This window comes from Methylobacterium nigriterrae (assembly GCF_037106235.1).
In the GTDB taxonomy this organism is placed as follows: Bacteria; Pseudomonadota; Alphaproteobacteria; order Rhizobiales; family Beijerinckiaceae; genus Methylobacterium; species Methylobacterium nigriterrae.
On the sequence record NZ_JBAWTG010000014.1, the window covers coordinates 33504 to 54210 of the forward strand.

General features: G+C 76.7%; 22 protein-coding genes and 1 pseudogene. 3 read left to right on the plus strand and 20 right to left on the minus strand.

Annotation, left to right across the window (positions count from 1 at the left end; translation table 11 throughout):
- Positions 1-25: 25 nt before the first annotated feature.
- Positions 26-577, minus strand: a complete 552-nt coding sequence (locus WDW90_RS10275) for a hypothetical protein (protein ID WP_336487286.1) — start codon at positions 575-577, stop codon at positions 26-28.
- Between the two features lie 50 nt (positions 578-627).
- Positions 628-1263: a lysozyme gene (locus WDW90_RS10280; RefSeq protein ID WP_336487287.1), complete on the minus strand. Its 636-nt coding sequence runs from the start codon at positions 1261-1263 to the stop codon at positions 628-630.
- Between the two features lie 126 nt (positions 1264-1389).
- Here WDW90_RS10280 and WDW90_RS10285 point away from each other — a divergent pair, with 126 nt between their 5' ends.
- Positions 1390-1641 carry a hypothetical protein gene (locus WDW90_RS10285; RefSeq protein WP_336487288.1) on the plus strand — a complete coding sequence of 84 codons (252 nt, stop codon included), beginning with the start codon at positions 1390-1392 and terminating at the stop codon, positions 1639-1641.
- A gap of 25 nt (positions 1642-1666) precedes the next feature.
- On the opposite strand, the gene WDW90_RS10290 is transcribed toward WDW90_RS10285, so the two are convergent.
- The 12 genes and pseudogenes from WDW90_RS10290 to WDW90_RS10345 form a co-directional block, all read right to left on the minus strand.
- Positions 1667-3235, minus strand: coding sequence for a DUF2793 domain-containing protein (locus WDW90_RS10290; RefSeq protein ID WP_336487289.1), 1569 nt, complete (start codon positions 3233-3235; stop codon positions 1667-1669).
- 63 nt (positions 3236-3298) lie between these two features.
- Complete coding sequence (locus WDW90_RS10295) at positions 3299-7204, minus strand: baseplate multidomain protein megatron (protein ID WP_336487290.1); 3906 nt, start codon at positions 7202-7204, stop codon at positions 3299-3301.
- A gap of 44 nt (positions 7205-7248) precedes the next feature.
- The gene (locus tag WDW90_RS10300; protein WP_336487291.1) at positions 7249-7722 is read right to left on the minus strand and encodes an NlpC/P60 family protein; all 474 of its coding nucleotides are present in this window, start codon (positions 7720-7722) and stop codon (positions 7249-7251) included.
- A gap of 24 nt (positions 7723-7746) precedes the next feature.
- Positions 7747-8634 (minus strand): DUF2163 domain-containing protein, encoded by an 888-nt coding sequence (locus WDW90_RS10305; protein ID WP_336487292.1) that lies wholly within the window; start codon positions 8632-8634, stop codon positions 7747-7749.
- Between the two features lie 20 nt (positions 8635-8654).
- Positions 8655-9290 (minus strand): annotated as a pseudogene (locus WDW90_RS10310) (phage distal tail protein, Rcc01695 family); the annotation flags it as partial.
- 17 nt (positions 9291-9307) lie between these two features.
- The gene (locus tag WDW90_RS10315; RefSeq protein WP_336487293.1) at positions 9308-9883 is read right to left on the minus strand and encodes a phage tail tape measure protein; all 576 of its coding nucleotides are present in this window, start codon (positions 9881-9883) and stop codon (positions 9308-9310) included.
- Between the two features lie 207 nt (positions 9884-10090).
- On the minus strand, positions 10091-10270 hold the full coding sequence (locus WDW90_RS10320) for a phage tail assembly chaperone (protein ID WP_336487343.1): 180 nt from the start codon (positions 10268-10270) through the stop codon (positions 10091-10093).
- Positions 10240-10623, minus strand: coding sequence for a gene transfer agent family protein (locus WDW90_RS10325; protein WP_336487294.1), 384 nt, complete (start codon positions 10621-10623; stop codon positions 10240-10242). The genes WDW90_RS10320 and WDW90_RS10325 overlap by 31 nt, the downstream gene beginning before the upstream one ends.
- A gap of 11 nt (positions 10624-10634) precedes the next feature.
- Positions 10635-11045, minus strand: a complete 411-nt coding sequence (locus WDW90_RS10330; RefSeq protein WP_336487295.1) for a phage major tail protein, TP901-1 family — start codon at positions 11043-11045, stop codon at positions 10635-10637.
- Positions 11046-11062: 17 nt separating this feature from the next.
- Positions 11063-11452 (minus strand): DUF3168 domain-containing protein, encoded by a 390-nt coding sequence (locus tag WDW90_RS10335; protein WP_336487344.1) that lies wholly within the window; start codon positions 11450-11452, stop codon positions 11063-11065.
- 77 nt (positions 11453-11529) lie between these two features.
- Entirely contained in the window at positions 11530-11883 is a 354-nt protein-coding gene (locus WDW90_RS10340; RefSeq protein ID WP_336487296.1) for a head-tail adaptor protein, read from the minus strand.
- A gap of 53 nt (positions 11884-11936) precedes the next feature.
- Complete coding sequence (locus tag WDW90_RS10345; RefSeq protein WP_336487297.1) at positions 11937-12539, minus strand: head-tail connector protein; 603 nt, start codon at positions 12537-12539, stop codon at positions 11937-11939.
- A 34-nt stretch (positions 12540-12573) separates the two neighbouring features.
- Here WDW90_RS10345 and WDW90_RS10350 point away from each other — a divergent pair, with 34 nt between their 5' ends.
- Both WDW90_RS10350 and WDW90_RS10355 read left to right on the plus strand, forming a co-directional pair.
- Positions 12574-13398 (plus strand): S1 family peptidase, encoded by an 825-nt coding sequence (locus WDW90_RS10350; protein WP_336487298.1) that lies wholly within the window; start codon positions 12574-12576, stop codon positions 13396-13398.
- A 146-nt stretch (positions 13399-13544) separates the two neighbouring features.
- Entirely contained in the window at positions 13545-14423 is an 879-nt protein-coding gene (locus WDW90_RS10355; RefSeq protein WP_336487299.1) for a S1 family peptidase, read from the plus strand.
- 23 nt (positions 14424-14446) lie between these two features.
- Here WDW90_RS10355 and WDW90_RS10360 read toward each other — a convergent pair whose 3' ends face one another.
- From WDW90_RS10360 to WDW90_RS10385, 6 genes are all read right to left on the minus strand, one after another.
- Entirely contained in the window at positions 14447-15730 is a 1284-nt protein-coding gene (locus tag WDW90_RS10360; RefSeq protein ID WP_336487300.1) for a phage major capsid protein, read from the minus strand.
- Positions 15731-15756: 26 nt separating this feature from the next.
- A complete protein-coding gene (locus tag WDW90_RS10365; protein ID WP_336487301.1) occupies positions 15757-16275 on the minus strand; it encodes an HK97 family phage prohead protease in 519 nt (172 codons plus the stop codon).
- A gap of 119 nt (positions 16276-16394) precedes the next feature.
- Entirely contained in the window at positions 16395-17558 is a 1164-nt protein-coding gene (locus WDW90_RS10370) for a phage portal protein (RefSeq protein WP_336487302.1), read from the minus strand.
- A gap of 330 nt (positions 17559-17888) precedes the next feature.
- Complete coding sequence (locus WDW90_RS10375) at positions 17889-19166, minus strand: DNA-packaging protein (RefSeq protein WP_336487303.1); 1278 nt, start codon at positions 19164-19166, stop codon at positions 17889-17891.
- Positions 19111-19875: a hypothetical protein gene (locus WDW90_RS10380; RefSeq protein ID WP_336487304.1), complete on the minus strand. Its 765-nt coding sequence runs from the start codon at positions 19873-19875 to the stop codon at positions 19111-19113. Before WDW90_RS10380 ends, WDW90_RS10375 begins: the two co-directional genes overlap by 56 nt.
- A gap of 256 nt (positions 19876-20131) precedes the next feature.
- Positions 20132-20419 (minus strand): hypothetical protein, encoded by a 288-nt coding sequence (locus WDW90_RS10385; protein WP_336487305.1) that lies wholly within the window; start codon positions 20417-20419, stop codon positions 20132-20134.
- Positions 20420-20707: the final 288 nt, after the last annotated feature.

Sequence of the window (20707 nt, forward strand, 5' to 3'; positions counted from 1 at the left end):
CGCCCTCCCGCGCGATCGTGGAACCCTAGGAAGCCGGCCCGGTCCGCCCGGCCCGGTCGCGGGCGGCCCTGAGCGCCGGACGCAGGGTGTTGCCGGCATCGGCCGCCGCCTCGAGCGGCAGGCTGCGGAAGACCTTCTCGGCGAGGCCGTCGAGGCCGACCGCCTCCTTCAGGAGCCATCCCGGCGCCTGGTCGGCGGCGCGCTGGACCGCCGCCGCGATGACGGCGGAGCCGAGCGGCACCGTCAGGGTCCGGCCCTTCACGGCGCCCGAGACGGCGTTGAGGCCGTAATCGCCGACATTGCGCACGAGGCGCTCGACGAGGCTCGTGGTGACGAGGAAGCGCAAGGGGCCGGCGACGCGGGCGAGCGCGGCGGTGGCGCCGGCCGCCGCGAGCGGGACGAGGGCCGCGCTCGCGCCCTGGGCGAGCGCGGCGAGGGCATCGCCCCAGGGCAGTTGCACCGCACCGGGATCGGGTGCGGCGGCGAGCGCCCCGGCCGGGGCGAGGAGGCCGACGGCGACCGCCGCGGCGAGGCGGGCGAGCGGGCTCGGCAGGGTCGGGGGGCTGACGCGGGGCATCGGGATCGTCCTGTGCAAGGGTTCGATGGGGCGGTCGGTGCGGGAAGCGGTCAGGCCCGGCCGGCGAGGCGCGCCAGGACGCGCCGCCACAGGCCGGCCAGGAGGCCGGGAGCGGCGGGCTCCGGCGCCCGCGGCGGGACCGCGGGGGGCAGGCCGGAGCCGCGCGGGACCGGCCGGCGCGGGCGGGGCGGCGAGGCGCCCTCCGGCCGCGCGATCGGGCTCGGATCGCCCCGGCGGGCCCGGGGCAGGGCGACGCTGTAGGGAGTACGGAACTGGTCGGCCTCCGCGCCGCGGCGCGGGATCACGGCGGCCGGGCGGTTCCACAGCAGGATCGCGTCGGCGGCGCCCGCCGGATCCCCGGCCCGCAGGCGCCGCAGCACGGTCGAGCGCAGGAAGGCCGCCGGCCCGATGTTGAAGCAGAGGGAGACGAGGGCGTCGAAGGCGTGGTCGGGCAGGCCCGGGGGCACCGCCTCGGTCACGACGCGGGCGTAGCGCGCCACGTCGCGGGCGAAGATCGCGTCGGCCTCCTTCGGGGTGATGGTCAGTCCCGGCGTGACCTGGGGCGGGCCGGCGGCCGAGGTGTGGCCGATCCCGATGGTCCAGATCCCGGCCGAGTCCCGATAGGCGGCGAGGCGCCGACCCTCGCGGGCGACGAGCACGGCCCGTCCGATGGCGCTGAGCTCCATGGGCTGTCTCCGGATGCTTGATGTGGGGTGCGGGCCAAGCGCGGGAACAGGCGCCTCGGCTCGGCCGTTCGCTCACCGGCGTGTGCGCGAACGCCGCGCCGGCCCGCTTCATGGGATGAGTGTCAGATGACGAGGCTCGGCATCTTGGTCGCCGCCGCCGCGGTGCTCGCCGCGTCCGCGCAGCCCGCATCCGCGCGGGGCAACAGCAATTCCGGCAGCGGGCTCTCGCCCTACGCCGCCGAATCCGGCAACGACCGCTCCGCCGGCGTCAACAACGGCAATTACAGGCCGCCGCGCTACAATTACTACCGCCGCGCCTACGGCCCGGACGGACCCTACGCCCGGCCGCCGCGGGGCTATTACGGCTACCCGTACTGAGTCCCGCCCAGGCGTCGAGTCCCGCTCACGCGAGCGCGTGGCCCCAGAAGGCCGTCTCGGCCGCCGCCACGTAGCCGTCCGCCCCGGTGAAGCGGGCGAAGACCTCGACGGCGTCGCCCGCCTGGAGGGCGAGGACCGCGCAGGCGGAGGCGACCGAGATCCCGTCGGCGAGGCCGGTCGCGGCGCCGCGCCCCCGCCCGGCCGCCGCGCCGTTGCGGTGGAAGCGGGCCTGCAGGGCGCTCGGGCTCGCCGAGCCGTTGCGCCGGTAGGCGAGGGCCGCCCCGAACAGGTAGGTGCCGGCCTCCGGCGCGACGAAGCGGCTCGCGCCGGCGAGGAACGCGCCCTGCTCGTTGACCTCGCCGATGTTGAACTGGACCTTGGTCCAGGCATCGGCCGCGACGTAATTGTCGAAATTGGTCGCGGCCGCGAAGCGCGCGAGGTTCGAGAGCCGCAGCCAGCGCGCCCCGTCGTAGCCCCGGAAGGCGGTCGCGGTGCTGTCGAACACGATCTGGCCGGCGCCGAGGCCCCGGCCCGGCACCCCGGCGCGCGGCTGCAACTCGAGGGCGCCGTTGGCCCGCACCTTCAGGGCCGAGCGCCGCACCGTGCCGCCGAGATCGGTCGTCTGGACGTCGAGGGCGGTGCCCTGGGCGCCGGCGGAGAAGTCCTCCTCGGCCACGCCCTGCAGGGTGACCATCTCGGCCGAGTAGGCGCCGCCCGCGTGGTAGCCCCGGCCGAGCAGCGCGAAGAAGCGGTCGCCCGCGCGGATCGCGGCCGGCGCGGCCGGCGTGCCACGCCCGACGCGCGCGCTGATCGCCGCCACGGGGGCACCCGCCTCCTGCACGCAGTCGAGCTGGATCAGGGCCGCGCCCGTGGCCGTGCCGACCGTGACGGGCGCGCCCGGCGGGGCGGCGCCCGGCGCCGCCGCCGTGCCGTAGCCCACGAAGCCGGTGGCCGGGTCGGCCCGCCAGGCGCCCGCCCAGGCGACGCCGTCCGCCGAGACCCGCGCCGCGAGGCCGTCGTCGCCCGAGAGCCCGATCTCGGCCCGGCCCGAGAAGCCGGTCTGCAGCAGGAGCGAGAGCACGTTGCCGGGCGCCTGCCTGTTGAGCGCGACGCGCAGGTCGCCGCTGCCGCCCTCGCCCGTGCCCCGGGCGGTCCACAGGGCCTTGTTGAGCTTGGCCGCGAAGGGGTTGGCCGCGTCCGCCACCGTGCCGATGCCGAGCCGCGCGAGATTCTGGAAGGCCGTCAGGCTCGCCCGGAAGCTCGTCCAGGCGCGGCCGTCGAACAGGTAGAGGTCGGCCTCGTCGATCAGGTAGGCGAGCCAGCCGGGCCGCGGCTCCGCCCCGGCCCAGACCCCGTCCGCGAAGCACACGACCTGCCCCGTGAGCCCGGCCCAGGCCCCGGTCGGGTTCGCCGACGCCACGAGGTAGCGGTCGCCCTCCTGCGGGTTCGGGGGCGGGGCGGCGAGATCCTTGTCGAGGCAGGCGAGCTGCACCAGCGCGTCGAGGAGTGCGAGCGCCTCGTTGTGGGTGACGTGCTTCTGCGCCTGCCCCGCCGCGATCAGCGGCAGCGCGAGGTTGCGGGTGGTCTCGGGCATGGCGGGGCTCCGGGAGGCCGTGGGTGGGAGCGGGTGCGGTGGGGAAACGGATCCGGCGGCGTCTCACCCCGCCCGCACCGGCAGCCGGGCCCGGCGGGAGGGCCCGCGTCCCGCCACGGTGCCGACCTGCGCCACCGCGACCGTGAGAGCGCTCTGGGGCGTCCCGAAATCCGCGACCTCGGCGGCGGCCGCGTAGAGCAGGCTCGGGGCGGAGGCCGTCAGCGCGCGCAGGAGCCGGCCGTCGCCCGCGAAGAGATCGACCGCGTAGGCCTCCGGCTCGTCGAGCGGCACATCCACGGGCTCCCAGGCATCGCCGGCGCGCCGTGCCCGGCGGGTCCAGCTCAGGCGGATGCCCTGGGGCCCGCGCCGCGCCCGCAGGTGCACGGGGCTCAGGGGGGTGAGCGCGACGAGGCCGGCGCTCGCGGAGATCTCCGTGAAGAGCGGGTCGGCCGGGTCGCGGCCGGCCGGCCCGATCCGGTAGCGGAAGGCGCGGCCGACCTCGTCCAGGCGCTCGACGAGCGGCACCACCGCGCGGTCGTCGAGGCGCACGATCAGGCTGCCCGCCGGCGCGGCCCGGCCGGCCGCGGCCTCGCTGCCGGCAAGCCCCCGCAGGAGCCGGGTCAGGCGCCAGGTGCCCGCCCCCGCCATCTCGGCGCCCGCCGCCGACAGGATCTCCACCGTGCCGTCCGGCGCGCGGACCGCGAAGAGGTTGCCGCCGGCGAGCGCCGCCGCCTCCCCGACGGCGCCGAGCGCGCCGTCGTTGCGCAGGCGCACCTCGAGCCGGGCGGCGCGGTCGAAGCGCCAGAGCGGGCCGGGCGGCAGCGCCGTCAGGGTCTCGCCGAGGCAGGCCGGATAGTCGACGAGCCGGTCGAGCGCGAGCGGCGCGCCGGGCCCGTCCGCGCGCCAGACCGCGACGTCGCCGGGCCAGGGCTCGGCCGCGACCGCGAGGTATTGCAGCGGCGTCGGCTCGCCCCGGTCCACGGGCAGGTCGAGGGCGAGCGCGAAGGGAGGCCCGGGAAAGGCCGAGAGGGCGGGCCGGGCCGGCACGGCCGGAAGCCCGCGGCGCGCCGGCGCGCGGCCGTGAAGGGGCACCGCCTGCGTCTCGACCCGCCGCCCGGCCGGGCTGTCGGCGATGCGCGCGATCCGGTGCAGGCCGGCATCGGCCGGCAGCGCCAGAAGGTCGCCCGGCTCGAGGTCGACCCGGCGGGGGCTCAGCGTGAAGCTCGCGCCGTCCCGCCCCGCGATCGCGCCGTCGAGGCGCGCTTCCGCCAGAGCCTCGGCGGTCTCGCGGCGGGTCACGATCGCGGCCTCGACCCGGGCCTCGCGCCGGCGCGCCCCGGCCGGCCGGATCGCGGCGGCGCTCGCCCGGCGGTATTCCGGGCTCTCCGAATCCGTGAAGCCGATCTCGAGGCTGCGCGGCAGGGCGCTCTCCTCCGCGCGCACGAGGCTCAAGGGGGCCTCGTCGGGCCGGCGGCGCACGAGGTCGGCCTCGGCGATCGGCTCGGGCGCGTCGCGGCCGGGGCCGCGGAAGCGCAGCGTGCCCGCCACCGCGGAAACCGAGAGCCCGTAGGCCTGCGCGAGCGGCTCCAGCGCGGCGCGGGCGGAGAGGGGGCGGTCGATGACGTAGCCGTCGAGATAGGCCGAGGCCTCGATCCGGGCGGGGGCCGCGATGCCGAGGTCGCAGAGGATCGCGGCGATCAGCCTGTCGAGGTCGAGCCCCTCGATCCGCCCGGTAATCCAGTGGCCGAGCCGCCAGTTCCCGGCATCGGCCCAGACCGTGTCGTAGTCGGGGAAGGCGGGGAAGGGCCGCGCATCCCAGCACCAGACGAAGATCGCGTCCGGCGCCACCATCGGCCCGCCATAGACCGGCGAGACCGGGTTGCGGACGGGATCGTGGCCCGCCGCCTCCGGGTCGAAGCGCGACAGGATCGCCTCGAGGCCGCGCAGCTGGATCAGCTCGTCGCGGGCGCCGCGCGAGAAGGGAGGCGCGGCGTTCTCGGAGGATTTCGGGTCGGGGAAGACGTTCGGGCCGTTCGTGCCCTTGTCCACGGCCGGCACCCCGATCTCGGTGAGCCAGATCGGCTTCCCGAAGGGCTGCCAGGCCGTCGCGCGGGTCTCGACGCCGCCGTCGCGCTCCACGTGCCGGTTCGACCACCAGCCGACGAGGTCCTTCGGCCGGTAGATCCAGGGCTTGCCGTAGGCGCCGTCCGTGATGGGCTCGCGCGCCTGCGTGCGGCGGTCGGCCTCGGAGGCGTAGAACCAGTCGAAGGCCTCGCCGGCGGCGAGCCGGTCCGTCAGGTAGGCGCGGTCGTAGATCTCGCGCGCCAGCCCGAGATCGGCGTGGTCGGGCGCGTCGCGCCAATCCGTGACCGGCGGGTAGTAGTCGATGCCGACGGCGTCGATCGCCGGGTCGGCGAAGAGGTCGTCGAGGGGGAAGCGGATGGTGGCGCCGCCGTCGCGGACATGGGCGCCGTACTCGGTCCAGTCTGCGGCGTAGACGAGCTTGACGCTCGGGCCGAGCCGCTCCCGCACCGCGCGGGCGAGCCGGGCCAGCGCCGCGACCGCCGGGTAGCGCCCGCCCTCGTCCCGCACGCGGGTGAGACCGATCAGCTCGCTGCCGACGATGAAGCCCGCCAGCGGAACGCCCGCCGCCGCCCAGCCGGCCGCGAGATCGGCGTAGTGCAGGACCATGCGGGCGAAGCCGAGCGGTCCCTCGAAGAAGGCGGCGACCTGCTCCCGGGCCGCCGCGCTGCCGTCTGGGCTGCCGGGCATGCCGGGGGCCGGGGAGCAGGTGATGCGCCCGCGCCAGGGATAGGGCGGCTGGCCGGGTGCCGCGGGGTCGCGCGGGTCGGGCAGGGCGTTGCCGTGGGGCACGTCCATCATCACGAAGGGATAGAGCACGACCTTGAGGCCGCGCCGGTGGAGGTCGGCGACGAGGCGGAAGAGGCCGGCGTCGGAGGGCGTGCCGCCATAGGCCGGGCCGCCGCCCGGCGCCCGCGAGACCACGCCCGCATGCGCCCGGTCGAGGCCCGCCACGGACCAGACGTCGCCGCGGGTCGCCTTGCCGGCCTGGTCGACCTTCGGCGCCACCGTGCAGCGGCCGGCCCGCAGGTCGTCGCCGAACCAGGACGCCACGACGGAGACCTGGGCCAGCCGCGGGCAGAGCGCCTGCAGCGCGTCGAGGGAGGCGACGACGTCGGTGGCGCGCTGGAGCTGGAAGCGGTTCGCGGGCCGGCTCAGGCCGAAGCCCGCATCCTCGGTGACGAGGTCGGGGTCGAGGCCGAACTCGTTGGCGCCCGGGATGAGATCCACGGCCCGGATCATGCCGGCAAGCCCCGCCACCGGCCGCACCACCTCGAAGGCGAACTGGGGCACCCGGTTGCCGAAATCGGCGAGCGGCAGGCGCTCGAACACCACGTAGGCGAGGCCCCGGTAGGCCGGCGCCCGGTCGGCCCCCTCCTTGGCGACGATGAGGGGGTCGGGCTCCTGGTCCGGCCCGCCGGCATGGACCCGGTGCGTCAGCGCGGTGAGGTCGACCTCGCGCCCGTCCGCCCAGACGCGCCGCACGAAGGCGATCTCGCCCTCGCACAGGCCGATCGCGAGGTTCGCGTAGTAGGCGTAGGCCGTCCGCACGGTCTTCTGGCCGCCGCCGCCCTTGGCGCCGGTCGAGGCGCGCTCGACCGAGGTGTTGGCGACCTCGAGCGGTCGCGTCGCCCAGATCAGGGTGCCGCCTATCCGGGCCCGCCCGTAGACCCGCGGGATCGGGTCGCCCTCGGTGGAGGTCAGGCCGGCCACGTCGGCGAGCCGCGGCCCCTCGACGAAGCGCGCGGGCGTCCGGCCGCCGAGCAGCGCGCCGTCGGCGAGCGAGCCGGCGACGGCGCCGGCCGCCCGCCCGATCAGTCCGCCGACGGGGCCGCCGAGCGCCGTGCCGGCCGCAGCCCCCGCCGTCGACAGGATCAGGGTGGCCATGGCGGGCTCCGGGCGTTGCGGTGCAGTGCGGAAGGCAGGCGGGCTCACCCGTCCGGCGGCGCCGTCCCGGGGAACCGGAACGCGTGCGCGAGGTGGCGGCGCCACCAGGGCGTCAGCGCCACCTCGGTCACCGCGGCCCCGTCATGGGCGTGGATCATCCGGGCCGCGCCCGTCGCGATGGCGCAGTGGCGGGCCGGCAGGTGGGCCCGGAAGGCGAAGAGCAGGACATCGCCCGGCCCCGGCTCGTAGCGGGTGAGCGCGGTCTCGACGGGCACGAGGTTGCGCCGGGCGGCCTCCGCCAGCGGGTCGCTGCCCGGCGGCGCCGACTCGGCCCAGGAGGCGGAGTAGGGCGGGGCGGCCTCGGGCTCGGGCCCGAGGAGACCGCGCCAGACGCCCCGGACCAGGCCGAGGCAGTCGCAGCCGACCCCCTTCAGCGAGGCCTGGTGCCGGTAGGGCGTGCCGAGCCAGCCCCGCGCCTCGGCCACGATCTCGTCCGGGCCGATCCCGCGCCGCGCCATGGCATGACCCTCCTTCAATGATCCTCAGGCGGTCCCTGAGCGGAACAGGCTGCCGCCGTCGAGGCCGGGGCCGGAGCCCGGGGCCTGGCGCAGCACGAAGTCGTTGCCCGGCAGGTGCGGGAAGCCCTGGTAGTTCGCGGCGTTGGCGAAGGTGCCCGCGCAGGTGGCGAGCCGCTTGTCGCAGCCCGCGCTCAGCGCGAAGGCGTCGCCGGGCACCGCGGGCCGCGGGGGCGCCTCCCAGAGTTCGAGGAGGTCGCCGGCCTGCGCCCGCACGTCCATCGCCAGCCCGGCATTGGCCCCCGTCGTCCAGGCGAGCCGCCCGCCCGTGAAGAGCCCGTCCGCGAAGGCGCCCGCGAGCGCCACCGCCAGCGTCCCGGGCCCCGGCAGCCCCGCGACCGTTCCGGCGGTGCGGAAGCCGGCGAGGTCGACGCGGCAGCGCGCGTCCCCGAGATCCGCCCCGCAGGTCGCCCGGTAGCTGCGCCCGCGCTCCTCGTCGAGCCGGTCCATCAGCCCGCGCAGCTCCGCCACGAAGGCGTTGCCGGCGCGGCGGATCTCCCCGATCGTGCCGAGGTCGAGGAGGAGGCGCGCCTCCGGCTCCGACCAGTCGACGAGCCAGGTCTCGACGGCGGCGCCGTCGTAGAGGCCGCCCGCCACGTCCGCCTCGGTGAGGCCGAGGGCGGAGAGCGCGCCGGCCACCTCCCCGCCCGAGACCGCGAAGCCGAGCTCCGCGCTCGCCTCGGCGGCCTCGAGTCCGGTCCGGGCCGCGTAGGTGAGGCCCGCGATCCGGAGGTCGCGGTCGTGGTCGGTGAAGCCGAGAGCGAGGCCGTCGCGGCGCCGCAGCGACCAGCAATGGCAGAGCGTCGTGGCGCCGCCGCCCAGGCGCGCCGCGAGAGCGGGAGGCAGGTCGCGCATCGGGTCTCCTCCCGCGCTCTGGGCACGATCTCGACGAGCGGCACGCGCGGGATCTCGCCCGCCGCGAAGGCCTCGAGGTTCACGGTCAGCTCGTCGGTGTCGAAGCGGACGGGCACGTCGAACGCGAACCCGGCCGTCACGAACGCGCCGGGCGGCGGGGCCGCGGCGAGCGTCACGAGCCCGGTGGCGGCCTCGCAGGCGAACTCGGCCCGCGCGAGTTCCCGGCCCGCCACCGCGACCCGCACGGTCTCGGCCACGGGCTTGGCGATGGCGCGGCGGTAGGGCGCCGGGCCGCCGCCGCCGTAGATCTTGGCGAGGGCGAAGGCCCGCGCGGCGCCGTCGCCCGTGCCGAGCGGCTGGTCCGTCGGCGCGATCACGCGCCCGGGCGGGCCCGAGCGGAAATCGACCCGGTCGCGGTAGCGGAAGCCGTAGAGGCGCCCGCGCCGTTCCTCGAAAAAGCTCACGACCGCGTGCAGCGCGTCGAGGGTCCGGATGCCGAAGCCGGCATCGTAGCGGCGGCGGGAATCCGCCCAGCGGCTGTTTCGGTGCTCGCGGCCCGAGGCCAGCGTCACGATCTCGGTGAGCCGGCTCGGGCCGCCGCTGCCGCGCAGGCTGACGTCGAGGGGGAAGCGGACCTCGTGGAAGTCGGCGGGCATCGGGGCAGCTCCGGGGTTCAGAGCGCGCGCTGGCCGCGGGCGACGGCGCGGGCGAGGGCGGCGGCGACCTGCGCCTCGGAGCGGCGGAATCCCGCGACGTCCGGCGTCGCGATGTTGACCGTGACGGCGACCGGCCGTCCGGCGGCGCCCGCCGCCACGCCGAGGCGCCCGTCGCTGCCGCGCCGCAGCGGCAGGATCGCCTCGGGCCCGGCCTCGCCCATCAGGCCGGCGCCCCCGCGCATCGGGAAGTAGGTGGGCGCCGCCACGATCCCGCCCTCCGCGAAGGGCCGCACCCGGCCGGACGCGATCACGCCGCCCCGCGCGAAGCTGCTCTCGCCGCCGAGCGAGGGCGTGCTCAGCAATCCGTTGACGAGGCTCGCGATGCCCTGCTTCACCGGGCTCAGCGCCGCCTTCACGGCGAGGCCGGACAGGCGCGTGGCGAGCGAGCCGAGCACGCTGTCGAGCTGGCGCCCGGCCCCGAGATTGCGGGCCAGCGCCGAGGACAGGCTCTGGCCGAAGCGCTGGGCGAGCCGGTCGAGGGTATCGAGCTGCTTGATGCGCGCCGCGTTGGCGCGGTCGAGATCGTCGGCCATGGTCGGATCTTGCCTGTGTGCGAGCTGCGGGGACGTGCGGCCCGACCCAGCCGCGGGTGGCCGGATCGAGCGCAGGTCCCCTCTCCCGTGCGGGAGAGGGACAGGGTGAGGGTTCAGGTTCATCCGGAGAGGTCGCACCCCTCACCCGGTCCGCTTTCGCGGACTCGACCTCTCCCGCACGGGAGAGGTGATGAGGTCGGCGCCGCGTCACCTGTCCGGAAAGTCCGCGATGAGCCGGGCGAGGTCGCCGCGCCCCATCGCGCCCTCCCGCGGAAGCCCCGCCGCCCAGGCGAGCTCGCGGGGCGTCGCGCGCCAGAAATCCTGCGGGCGCCAGCGCAGGCCATGGAGGCCGAGCCTCAGCGCGTCGTCCCACGGGAAGGCGGGGATTGCTCCCCGGGCGCCCCGTCCCGTGGCGGGGTAGGGTCCGGTTCGGCCTCCCCGAAGGCGGCGACGAGGACGGCGCCGAGCGCCTCCGCCACCGGCTCGAGGGCGCCGGCGAGCGGCAGCCTCGCCACCGCCGCGTCGTCGAGGTCGTGGCCGCCGCCCCGCAGGGTCGCGCCCAGGATCGCGATCAGGTCGCGGCTCGCCAGCCGCCCCGCCGCGAAGCGCGCGGCGAGCCCCGCGAGGTCCGGCGCGTCGAAGGCCGCCTCCAGCTCGGCGAGCGCCCCGAGCGTCAGGCAGAGGGTGTAGCGGCTGCCGCCGAGATCGAGCGGCACCTCGCCGCGCCTGCTGTTCGCCATGGGGCGGCTCCTCACGAGGCCGTGAAGGCCAGCGCCCCGGCCGAGTCGAGCGCCATGTCGAAGGTCACCTCGCCGGAATGGTCGCCGCGATATTCGAGGCTGGTGATCTGGAACGGGCCCTCGATCGTGCCGAAGGCCGGAACCACGATCTGGAAGGTCTCGATCGCCCCGTCGAAGAAGAGCTGGCGCAGGCGCAGGTCCGAGGCCTCGTCGCGGAACACGCCGGAGCCCGAGATCGCGGCGCGCCGCACCCCGGCGCCCGCCAGCAGCTCGCGCCAGCGCCCGGCGGAATCGGCGTTGGTGACGTCGACGGTCTCGGCGTTGAAGGCGATCTGGCGGGCGCGCAGGCCCGCCACCGCCGTGAAGCCGCCGGCGCCGGTGCCGGCCCTGATGAGGAGGTCCTTGCCTTTCTGGGCGGTCATGGCGGGCTCCGCTGGGTTCAGGCCGCCTCCGTGACGGCCTCGAGGGTGAGGGTGGCGCGGGCCTCGCCGCTGCGCGCGTCGCGGGTCACCGCGAGGGCCGCGACGCGAAGCGTCACGAGGGCGTGGCCCGTGAGCGCGAGGTCGGACCCGGCGAGAAGCGCGGCGATGCGGTCGGCCGCGTCGACCGCGGTGCGGGCGGAGCCGGGCCGGGCGAAGACCACGAGGGCGAGCGTGTGGGCGTGCCGCTCGGCGCCGTCGACCGAGGCGTCGCGGATCTCCGCGTCCCCGAACAGCGCGTAGACGGGCAGCGACCCGCGCGGCGGCTCGTCGTAGAGGCGCGCGCTCCCGCCCATCACGCGGGCGAGCGCGGGATCCGCGGCGAGCCGCGCCAGAATCGCGGCCCGCATGGCCAAGAGCGGCGAGGGCGGCGGCGAGGACGGCGAAGGCGGCGGCGAGGTCGGCGCCTGGGGCGAGGTCGGCGGGCTCACGCGGCGGCCTCCATCTCCTCGACCCGGCAGACGAGGTCGCGGCCGCGCGGGCCCAGCTCCTCGACGCTCCGGATCAGGAAGCGGCGCGGCCCGGCCGCGAGCCGCATGTCGGGCGCGAGACCGGGCCTGGCCCGCAGGGTGATCCTGTGGCTGGCGACGCTCTCGGCGCGCCCGCCGCGCAGGCGTTCCCCCGCGCCGAGCGGCTCGATCGCCCCCCAGAGGAGCGGCCCCGCCACGTAGCGCCGGTAGGTGCCGCCGAACCCGTCCGGCTCGTCGACCGGGCGTTCGAGCACGAACCGCCGTCGCCGCGCCCCGATCGGGGGACGGGCCTGTGCCGCCGCGTTGGTCATGGGATCGATCCTGGCTTGGGCGGGCGGCATTCCGGTCGCGCCGGCGCGGCCGCTCACAGGTGCAGGCGCCGGAAGGGGGCGGCGAGCGCGGCGACGTCGGGCGGCACTGCTCCGCCCGGCTCGTCGCCGCGATGCTCGAACCAGCCCGCGGCGAGGCGCCGGATGGCGAGGCCGAGCGGCTCGGGCAGAGCTGGCCCGTCTCCGCCGAAGCCGGCCGCGACCTCGACGATCGCCCGGTGCCCATCAAGGCGGGGGACGGCCGGGTCGACCAGGAGACAGGGTGCCTCGAAAGCGTCCCCGCCGAGCCGCACGAGGCCGGGCGCGAGCTCTTCGAGCGCGCCGTCCGGTCCCGCGAGGCCGGCGCGCAAGAGGGCGGTGACAGGGCAGAGGGGCAGGGGAAGCCGGCCGCCCGGCGGCCAGGCCGCGAGCGTCAGCCGGAAGCGGCCGGGCACGAGGATGCGGCGTGTCTCCCGCTCCAGGGCGGCGCGGGCCGCGGCGACGAGCGCGGCCAGCAGCGCGTCCTCGGCGCCGCCGTCGTCGGGATCGAGGCGCAGGTAGGCGCGCATCTCGGCAAGGCTCACCGGCTCGACGCCCGGCGCCTCCACGCGTATCGGGCTCGCGATAGGGTTCGTTGCCGGATTCATGGCGGGATTCATGGCGGGCCTCCGGGCGCGCGGGGAGGGACAAGGGATGCTGCTGACTCGTGCCGGCCGGGCCCGGTCTCCCGGCCGGGCCTTGTCTCCCGGCCGGGCCTGGTCTCTTGGCGGGGCCTCGTCTCTTGGCCGGGCCTGCCGCGCGGCCGCGGCGGCCCTGTCGCTCGCGGGCGGGGCCGGGCCGGCCGCGGCCGTGATCGGGGGCCGCGAGGCGCCCGAGGGGGCGAGCGCCAGCGTGATGGTGCTGTCCTCGAATGGCGGGGTCTGCAGCGCCGTGGTGCTGGCGCCCGACACGGTCCTCACCGCCGGCCATTGCGCGGCCGGCCCGGCCGAGCACCGGGTGCATTTCCGGGACGAGGCCGGGCAGCCGGTGCTCGTCGCGCTCGCGGCCCGCGCGGTGCATCCGGGCTACGACGCGGGCGCCATCGCGGGGCGGCGGCGCTCGATCGACCTCGCGCTCCTGCGCACCGCGACGCCGCTGCCGCCGCGCTTTGCCGCCGCGACCCTGAGCGCGGCGATGCCGCGGGCCGGCGAGAGCCTGACGCTCTCGGGCTACGGCGCGGCGCGGCCGGGCGAGGCGCGCTCCACCGGCACCTTCCGGTCCGTCGCGCTTCCCGTGGTCGAGCCGTACGGCCCGAGCCGCATCCTGGTCTGGCTCAAGCCGGGATCGGGCCGGGCCGGCGCCTGCCAGGGCGATTCCGGCGGCCCGATCGCGACGGCCTCCGGCGCCGTGCTGGCGGTCTCCGCCTGGGTCGGCGGGGGCGCCTGCGGGGCGGTCTCGCAGGGCGTGCTCGTCGGGCCGCAGCGGGACTGGCTCGACCGCACGCTCGCTGCCTGGGGCCGCGGCGCCAGCTGGGAGTAGCCCCGAATCTCGGTAGACAGCCCTGTGGACGGGCTGTGGCCTTCTGCCCGCCGCGCCGGTGGGAACCAGAGCTTGGCCGGTCGATTGGCTTACGTTACGCTTCTCGGGCCTTGGCCCCGGCGCACGGCCGGATGCGGGAGAGACAGATGCTGGTGAGCCCCCTCCGCAAGGCGTTCCTCGGTGCGTTCTCGGGTGTGCTCGCGGGTGCCGCCTTGCTGCCATCGCCGGCGCGGGCCGTGATCCAGGGGGAGGTCTCGCGGGACCCGAACGGCCTGCGCGCCTCGGTCGTCCGCATCGAGAGCACGCAGGGCGAGATCTGCTCCGGCACCCTGATCGGCCCCGACCTCGTGCTCACCGCCGCCCATTGCGTGATGCACCGGGCGGGCTACAGCGTCGTGGTGGTCGACCGCCAGTTCCGCCCGCGCCGCGTCGGCGCGGCGGCCGCCTCGATGCATCCCGACTTCGTGCCCGGCACCACGCCGGAGGACCAGCCCGGCGTCGACCTCGCGCTGATCAAGCTCTCCGAGCCTCTCGGCGCCGACTTCCTCCCCCTCGACCCGCGCGGCGGCGGCTCCATCGCCACGGGCGAGAGCGTCGACATCGCGGGCTTCGGCGTCGTGGCCGAGAACCGGCGCAACACCGCCCGCACCCTGCGCCAGGCGCACCTCGTCTCGATCGGCTCGCTGCAGGTGGCCAACCGCGTCACCGTGGTGACCGACCGGCGGCGGATGGCCGAGACGGCGGGCGCCGGGGCGTGCCTCGGGGATTCCGGCGGCCCGATCCTGCGCGGCGGCCCCGGCGGCTACCAGATCGTCGGCGTGGTGAGCTGGTCGAGCGGCGCCATGCAGCAGAACACCCGCATGCGCACCGCCTGCGGCGGCTTCACCGCGGTGACGCCGATCGGCGAGCACGCGGGCTGGATCGCCTCGCGCGCCGCCGAGCTCGCCCGCCTGCAGGTGAGCGAGGCCCCGCGCGAGCGCGCCGGCCGCGCCGACTGGATGGCCCGGCCGGCCCGGCGCCGGTAGGGCGGACGCCGCCCCGGCCGCGCTCAGGCGAACTTCAGGAGCTTGATCGCCTCGTGGTCCTGCACGCCGCCGCCGACGCGCTTGGTCGTGTAGAACAGCACGTAGGGCTTGGCGGAGTAGGGGTCGCGCAACACGCGCAGGCCGGTGCGGTCGACCACGAGGTAGCCGCGGCGGAAATCGCCGAAGGCCAGCGAGAGGCTGCCGGCGGCCGGGTCGGGCATCGCCTCGGCCTCGGTCACGGGGAAGCCGAGCAGCGTCGCGGCCCGGTCGGCGGCGGCGGGCGGCTGCCACAGGTAGTTGCCGTCCGCGTCCTTGAACTTGCGGATCGCGCTCTGCACACGCCGGTTCATCACGAAGCCCGCGTTCTGGCGGTAGCCGGCGCGCAGCCCGTAGACGAGGTCGAACAGGACGTCGACCGGGTTCGCGGCCGGGAAGGCGCCGGCCGCGCCGGTTGCCACGAAGCCGATCTTGCCCGGCACCCAGGCCGCGTTCGCCACGGTGTCGTAGCTCAGGAAGCCGCGCGGGCGGCTGACCCCGTTGCCGGTCACGAAGGCCGCGCCCTCCTGCTCGGCGAAGGCCGTCTCGACCTCGTCGGCGAGCCAGGCGTCGATGTCGACCACGGCGTCGTCGAGAAGCGTCTGGGTCGCGGCCGGCATGGCGTAGAGCTCGATCGCCGGGAAGGCGAGCTCCGAGAGGACGGGCGCGTCGGTCTGGGGCCGGGGCGCCGTCTCGGCCACCCAGCCGGCCTGGGCGGCGCCCGTCGAGACGGCTCGCTTGTACTGGCCGCCCGAGATCGCCCGCACGCTGGCGACGGCGCGGATCGGCGAGAGGGCGGCCAGTCGCCGCAGCACCTCGCGCTCGATCGTCGGCGGCACGAGGTAGCCGCCGTCGGGGCCCGAGCCCGCCGAGAGGGCCTTCTCCTCGAGCCGCTTCAGCCGGGCGCTCTCGCCGGCCCGGACATAGAGGTCGAAGGCCGCCTTGTGCTCGGCGCCGAGCCCGTCGCGGCCCACGGCTTCCGGCCCGGCGAGCGGCGGCCGGGCCCGCTCCAGGCTGAGCCGGTCGAGCCGGGTGCGGGCGGCGTCGAGGGCCGCGTCGATGCGGGCGAGCTTCTCCTCCGTCACGACGTCGCCCGAGAGGCGCCCCTCGATCCCGGCGATGCGGCTGTCGTTCGTCTCCTTGAAGGCCTCGAAGGCGGTGGCGAGCTCGGCGAGCGCTGCCTTCACCTCGGTGGGGGATTCGCGGCCGGTGCCGGCCTTGTTCTCGAGGGCGGTGGCGGATCCGGTCTCGGTGGCGTGCTGACGCGTCATGGGGGCCTCTCGGCTGGGGGTGGGGATCAGGCCCGCGCAGCCGGGCGCAGCTTCGGCGCGGGGCGCGGGAGGGGGGCGCAGCGGCGGCGCGGCGCGAGGCGCCGGGCGAGCGAGCGGATCTCGGCCGCGAGCGGGACGGCGCCCGCATCGGCGCGGGCGCCGGGCTGCAGCGGGAAGGTGACGAGGGAGATCTCCCAGAGGTCGACCGCCTGGAGGTGGCGGTAGCCCGCCCGGTCGGGGCTCGCCCGCACGGTCCGGAAACCGATCGAGAGCCCGTCGAGGCCGCCCTCGCGCATCAGCGCGTCGACCTCGCGGGCGCGCTGCACGGCGAGGTTGAGCCGGCCCTCGACGCGGAGGCCGCGCGCGTCCTCGTCGAGCGAGAGCCAGCGGCCGATCGGCTCGGCCGGGTCGTGCTGCCAGAGCAGGCGTACGCCCCCCGCGCCCCGCCGCCGCAGAGACTCCGCGAAGGCGCCGCGCGCCACCACGTCGCGGCCGAGATCGGGCACGCCGAACAGGCTGGCATAGCCGGTGAAGTGGCCGTCCATGGCGGGCTCCTCGAGCGTGGGACCGGGCCGCCGGGGCGAGCGGCCCGGACAATCATGCGAGATCCTGATCCCGGCGCCGCGCAGGCTCGTGAGCCCGCCGCCGCCGCGACGCGGCGGCCTCAGGGCTCGTAGCCGACCGCCGCCCGCTTCTCGGCCGGGCTCAGGAAGTCCGCCCCCTGCACCCGGCGCCAGAGGGATTCGCGCTCCGGCGCCAGCGCCTCGATCGCGTCGAGGTCGGGCTCCAGGCTCGCCGGGCCGAAGGCCGGCTCCAGCCAGTGGGCGATGGAATCACCGGTGCGGCGCACCAGCGGGATGACCGTCTGGCGGTAGAAGGCGCGGTTGGCCTCGGCGTAGTTGGCGTGGGTGTTGTCGCCTTGCAGGCCGAGCAGCAGCGGCGGCACCCCGAAGGCGAGCGCGATCTCGCGGGCGGCGGCCGCCCTCGCCTCGACGAAGTCCATCTCCTTCGGCGAGAGCGCGAGCGGCTTCCAGTCGAGCCCGCCCTCGAGCAGCAGCGGGCGCCCGGCATTGCCGGCGCCCTGGTAGTTCGCCTCGAGCTCGCCCTTCAGCCGGGCGAATTGCGGCTCGCTCAGCGCCGCGCCCGCGAAGACGAGGGCGCCGGAGGGGCGCGCCGCGTTGTCGAGGAGCGCCTTGTTCCAGGCGCCGGCCGCGTTGTGGATGTCGAGGGCGGCCGCCGCCGCCTCCATGGGCGAGAGGCCGTAATGGTCGTCAAGCGGGTGGAACAGGCTCAGATGCAGGATCGGCGGCACGCCCTCGCGGGTCTGGTCGTAGCGGAGCGTGCGCCCGCCGACGCCGTACTCGTAGGCCGCCGGCCAGCCGTCCTCACCCGCCACCACCCGCATCCGATCGGGCCGCAGGCCGTAGAGCGCGCGCGGGCGCCCGTCGAGGCCGACCGCCTCGAGATAGGCGTTGCCCGAGACCATCAGGTGCCCGTAGAGCGCCTCCATCAGCCGCGCCCCGCCCTCGCGGGGGTTGGGGCGGGCGAGCAAAGCGGCGAGCGGGCGCGCGGCCTCGGCACCCGGCCCCGTCAGGATCAGCGGCAGCGCGGCGGCGGCCTCCGCCACGAGCCGCACGGCGCGGTGCACCACCGCGTTGCGCTGGAAGCCCTCGCGGGCGAGCGCGGTGCCGTCCCGCGGCGTCCACACGGCCCGGCCCTCGGAATAGAGGGCGAAGCTCGGGCCTGTGAGGGGGGGCGCGAGCGGAGCGGCCTTGGCAGCCGGCACGTAGCCGGCGGCGCGCGCCAGCCGGTCGAGGAGGTTCGGCATTGAGAAGCCTTCCACGAGAGATGTGAGGCGCTCCCTCGCCCGTGCGGGAGAGGATCGGGGGGAGGGGTTCGCGGCCTCGGGGCAGGGCGCAGCTCCTCGCCTGCACGCGCCCTCATCCTGAGGTGCCGGAGCACAGCGGAGGCCTCGAAGGATCCCTCCAAGGCGGCTCTGCAGGTCCTGGACCCCTCCTTCGAGGCCGCTGGCGCGGCGCCTCTGGATGAGGGCGAGGACAGGAATCCTCACCCACGCCGAGGGATCGCGCGGTTTGGGTATCCGACGTGCCGAACGGCAGGGGCCGCACTGAGCGCGACGAGGGCGCGGGCTGAGCCCCTACAGCCGGCGGATGCGCGGCTCGGGCCCCGGCCGCAGCAGGAGGTGCGTCACCGCCCAGACGAGCGCGTCGAGGCGGTCCGGCGAGGCGCCCGAGGAGAGCCCGTCCGGCCCGAAATCGCACATCTCGTCCTCGAGCGCGGGATGCGCGCCGACATGGTGCACGCGGCCCTGCGCGTAGAGCACCGAGACCGGCTCGGCCCGCAGGTACTTGCCGCGCGTCGCCCGCACGGGCGTCACGGGCACGCTCGCGTCGATCTCGGCGAGCACGGCGCCCACCATCTCGCCGCCCTGGTTGACCTCGACGACGAGGCTGTCGGCCTCGAGCCGCCGGTAGAGCGCGAGCGCCGCCGAGGCCCAGGCCTGGGGCGTGGCGCGGCGGAGCGTGGCGTCGGCGAGCACGTAGGCGCGCCCGCCGTCGCTGCCCGCCGCCACGATCCCGCAGGCATCGGCCCGCGCGCCCGAGCTCGCCGGCGGGTCGACCGCGACGACGATGCGGGCGAGCGGCGGCGCCCGCTCGCGGCGGCCGGCCTCGAGGGCGGCCCGCGTCCAGAGCGCGTCGGCCCGGTCCTCGATCAGCTCGCCGTCGAGCTCCTGGCGCCCGAGGCGGGTGCCGGCGTAGCGGCCGACCACCTCCTCCAGGAAGGCGGGGGCGAGGTTCCCGGCATTGTCGGCGGTGCGGGCCCGGCTCACGACCGTTCGGGGATCGGCCATGAGCCGCCGGATCAGCGGGATCGGCCGCGGCGTCGTCGTCACGAGGTTGCGCGGGCGGGCGCCGAGGCGCAGCCCGAACAGCAGCATGTCGTAGGCGGCCTCGGGGGCGCGCCACTTGGCGATCTCGTCGCACCACGCCGCCCCGAACTGGGGGCCGCGCAGGGAATCCGGCTCCTCGGCGGAGAAGGCCAGCGCCACGGCGCCGTTCTCCCACTCGAGCCGCCGCCGGGCCGGGGACCAGCGCGGGCGCGGGCCGCGGGGCGGCAGGCTCAGCAGGCCGGAGGGGCCCTCGACCATCACCTCGCGCACATCCGCGAGGGTCTCGCCGACGAGCGCGATGCGGCCGACCGCCCGCTCCGTGAAGGCCGGGTCGCCGAGCGCCAGTGCGCTCACCCACTCGGCGCCGGTGCGGGTCTTGCCACAGCCGCGGCCGCCGATCACCGCCCAGGTGGTCCAGGGCGCGGCGGGGCAGGGCGGCAGCTGGTCGGGCCGGGCGAGGTGGAGCCAGTCACGCTCCAGCGCCGCCAGCAGCGGGGCCGGCAGGCTCGCCAGGAAGGCCGGCATCCGGCCGCTCGCCTGCGAACGCCGCATAGCGCCGCGCGATGCTCGCGCGCAGGGCGGGCAAATCGAGGGCGGCGAGGGCGGACTGGGGCTCGTCCGCTGCCGCGCCGCCCGCAAGCCCGCCTCCCGCAAGCCCGCCTCCCGCATGCCCGCCTCCCGCTGCGTCCAGCTCGTCGAGGATCCGCTTCAGGCCGCCGAGGTCGCGCAGGACCCGCGCCGAATCCGTGGCCCCCGGCGCCTCGCCCCGCAGGGCGGCGTCGAGGCCGGCATCGAACAGCGCGATCTGGCGGGCGACGTGGCCGCGCAGGGCCGCGCGCAGGCTCGGCCCGTCGCCGGTGCGCCCGGCCTCCGCCCGGACCGGCGGCAATCCCCTGCGCCGAACCCGGCGCGGGCCGAGCCCGCAGGCCTTGAACAGCGAGCGCCCGCCCCGACGCGAGGCGCCGAGCGCCGCCGCGAGATCGTCCGGATCGACCGCCGGGTTCTGATAGAGCCGGGCGAGCGCGGCGCGGCGCGCCTCGGGCCACAGGGCCGGCGCCAGGACGGGAGCCTTTGCGTAGGTCGGCAGGCGCCAGCCGAAGCGCCGGCTCCAGGTGCCGATCGTGTTCTTGGCGACGCCGACCTCCGCGCCGATCGAGGCCAGGGTGCGGTCGGTCTCCCGCAGGAGCCGCGCGGCGGCCTCGCGCAGTTCGGGCGGGTGGGCGGGCCGTGCCATCTCCGCCTCCGCCCGTCTCGTCACACTTCTGGAGCGTGGGATACAGGTACCCGAGGAGCGCGCCGCTGTCAACCATAAAAACCTAGGAACGGCTTTTTTTCTGTATGTGCGATCCGGGCCAGGGGCGCCCGTCTCCGTGGGCCCGCGCGGCGCCCTCCGAGCCCTCGACGCCGCGCTCGTCCCGGTTCCGTCAGGCACCGCCGCCGTCTCGGCACGGCGGACAGGTCCGGCCATGGCATGATCCGCGCGGACTACCTTAAGCCGACGGCTCGGCCAGCCGCGCCCGGTGGCGGGCGACGAGGTCGCGGATCGCCGGCGTCAGGGAGGAGCGCACGGGCCAGCTCTCGATCGCCTGAGCGAGGTCGTCGGCGGCCCGCTGCTGGGCGCTGAGGCCGTCGAAGGCGGAGAGGTAGTCCCAGACGGCGCGGTCGGCGTTCTCGACCCCGACCGGGTCGTCCGCCGCGATCAGGCCGTCGAGGGTCTGGAGGATGATGTCGAGGGCTGCCATGGCGTCGATATGGGGCGGGCGGCCCGGCGCGACCACGGGCCGTGCCGGTGCGCTGGAAACCGTCCGCCGGCCGCGGACGGCCCGAGCCTCGCGCTTGCCTCCGGCCGTTGGCCTCCTGACCTTGGCCTGGTGACCTTGACCTGCCGCCCGGTGCCTGCGGCTCCTGGCCGGTCCGCGCCGGGATCCGAGCCGGTCGCGGCAGGGCGGCCGGCCTGCGGACGCGACCGCGCTGCGCGTGATGCAACCTGCGGATGAGCTGTCGGCCCCCATCCGCCGGCCGGCATGCGGGGCCGGAACGGCGCCGGTCTCGGCACGTTGACCGGC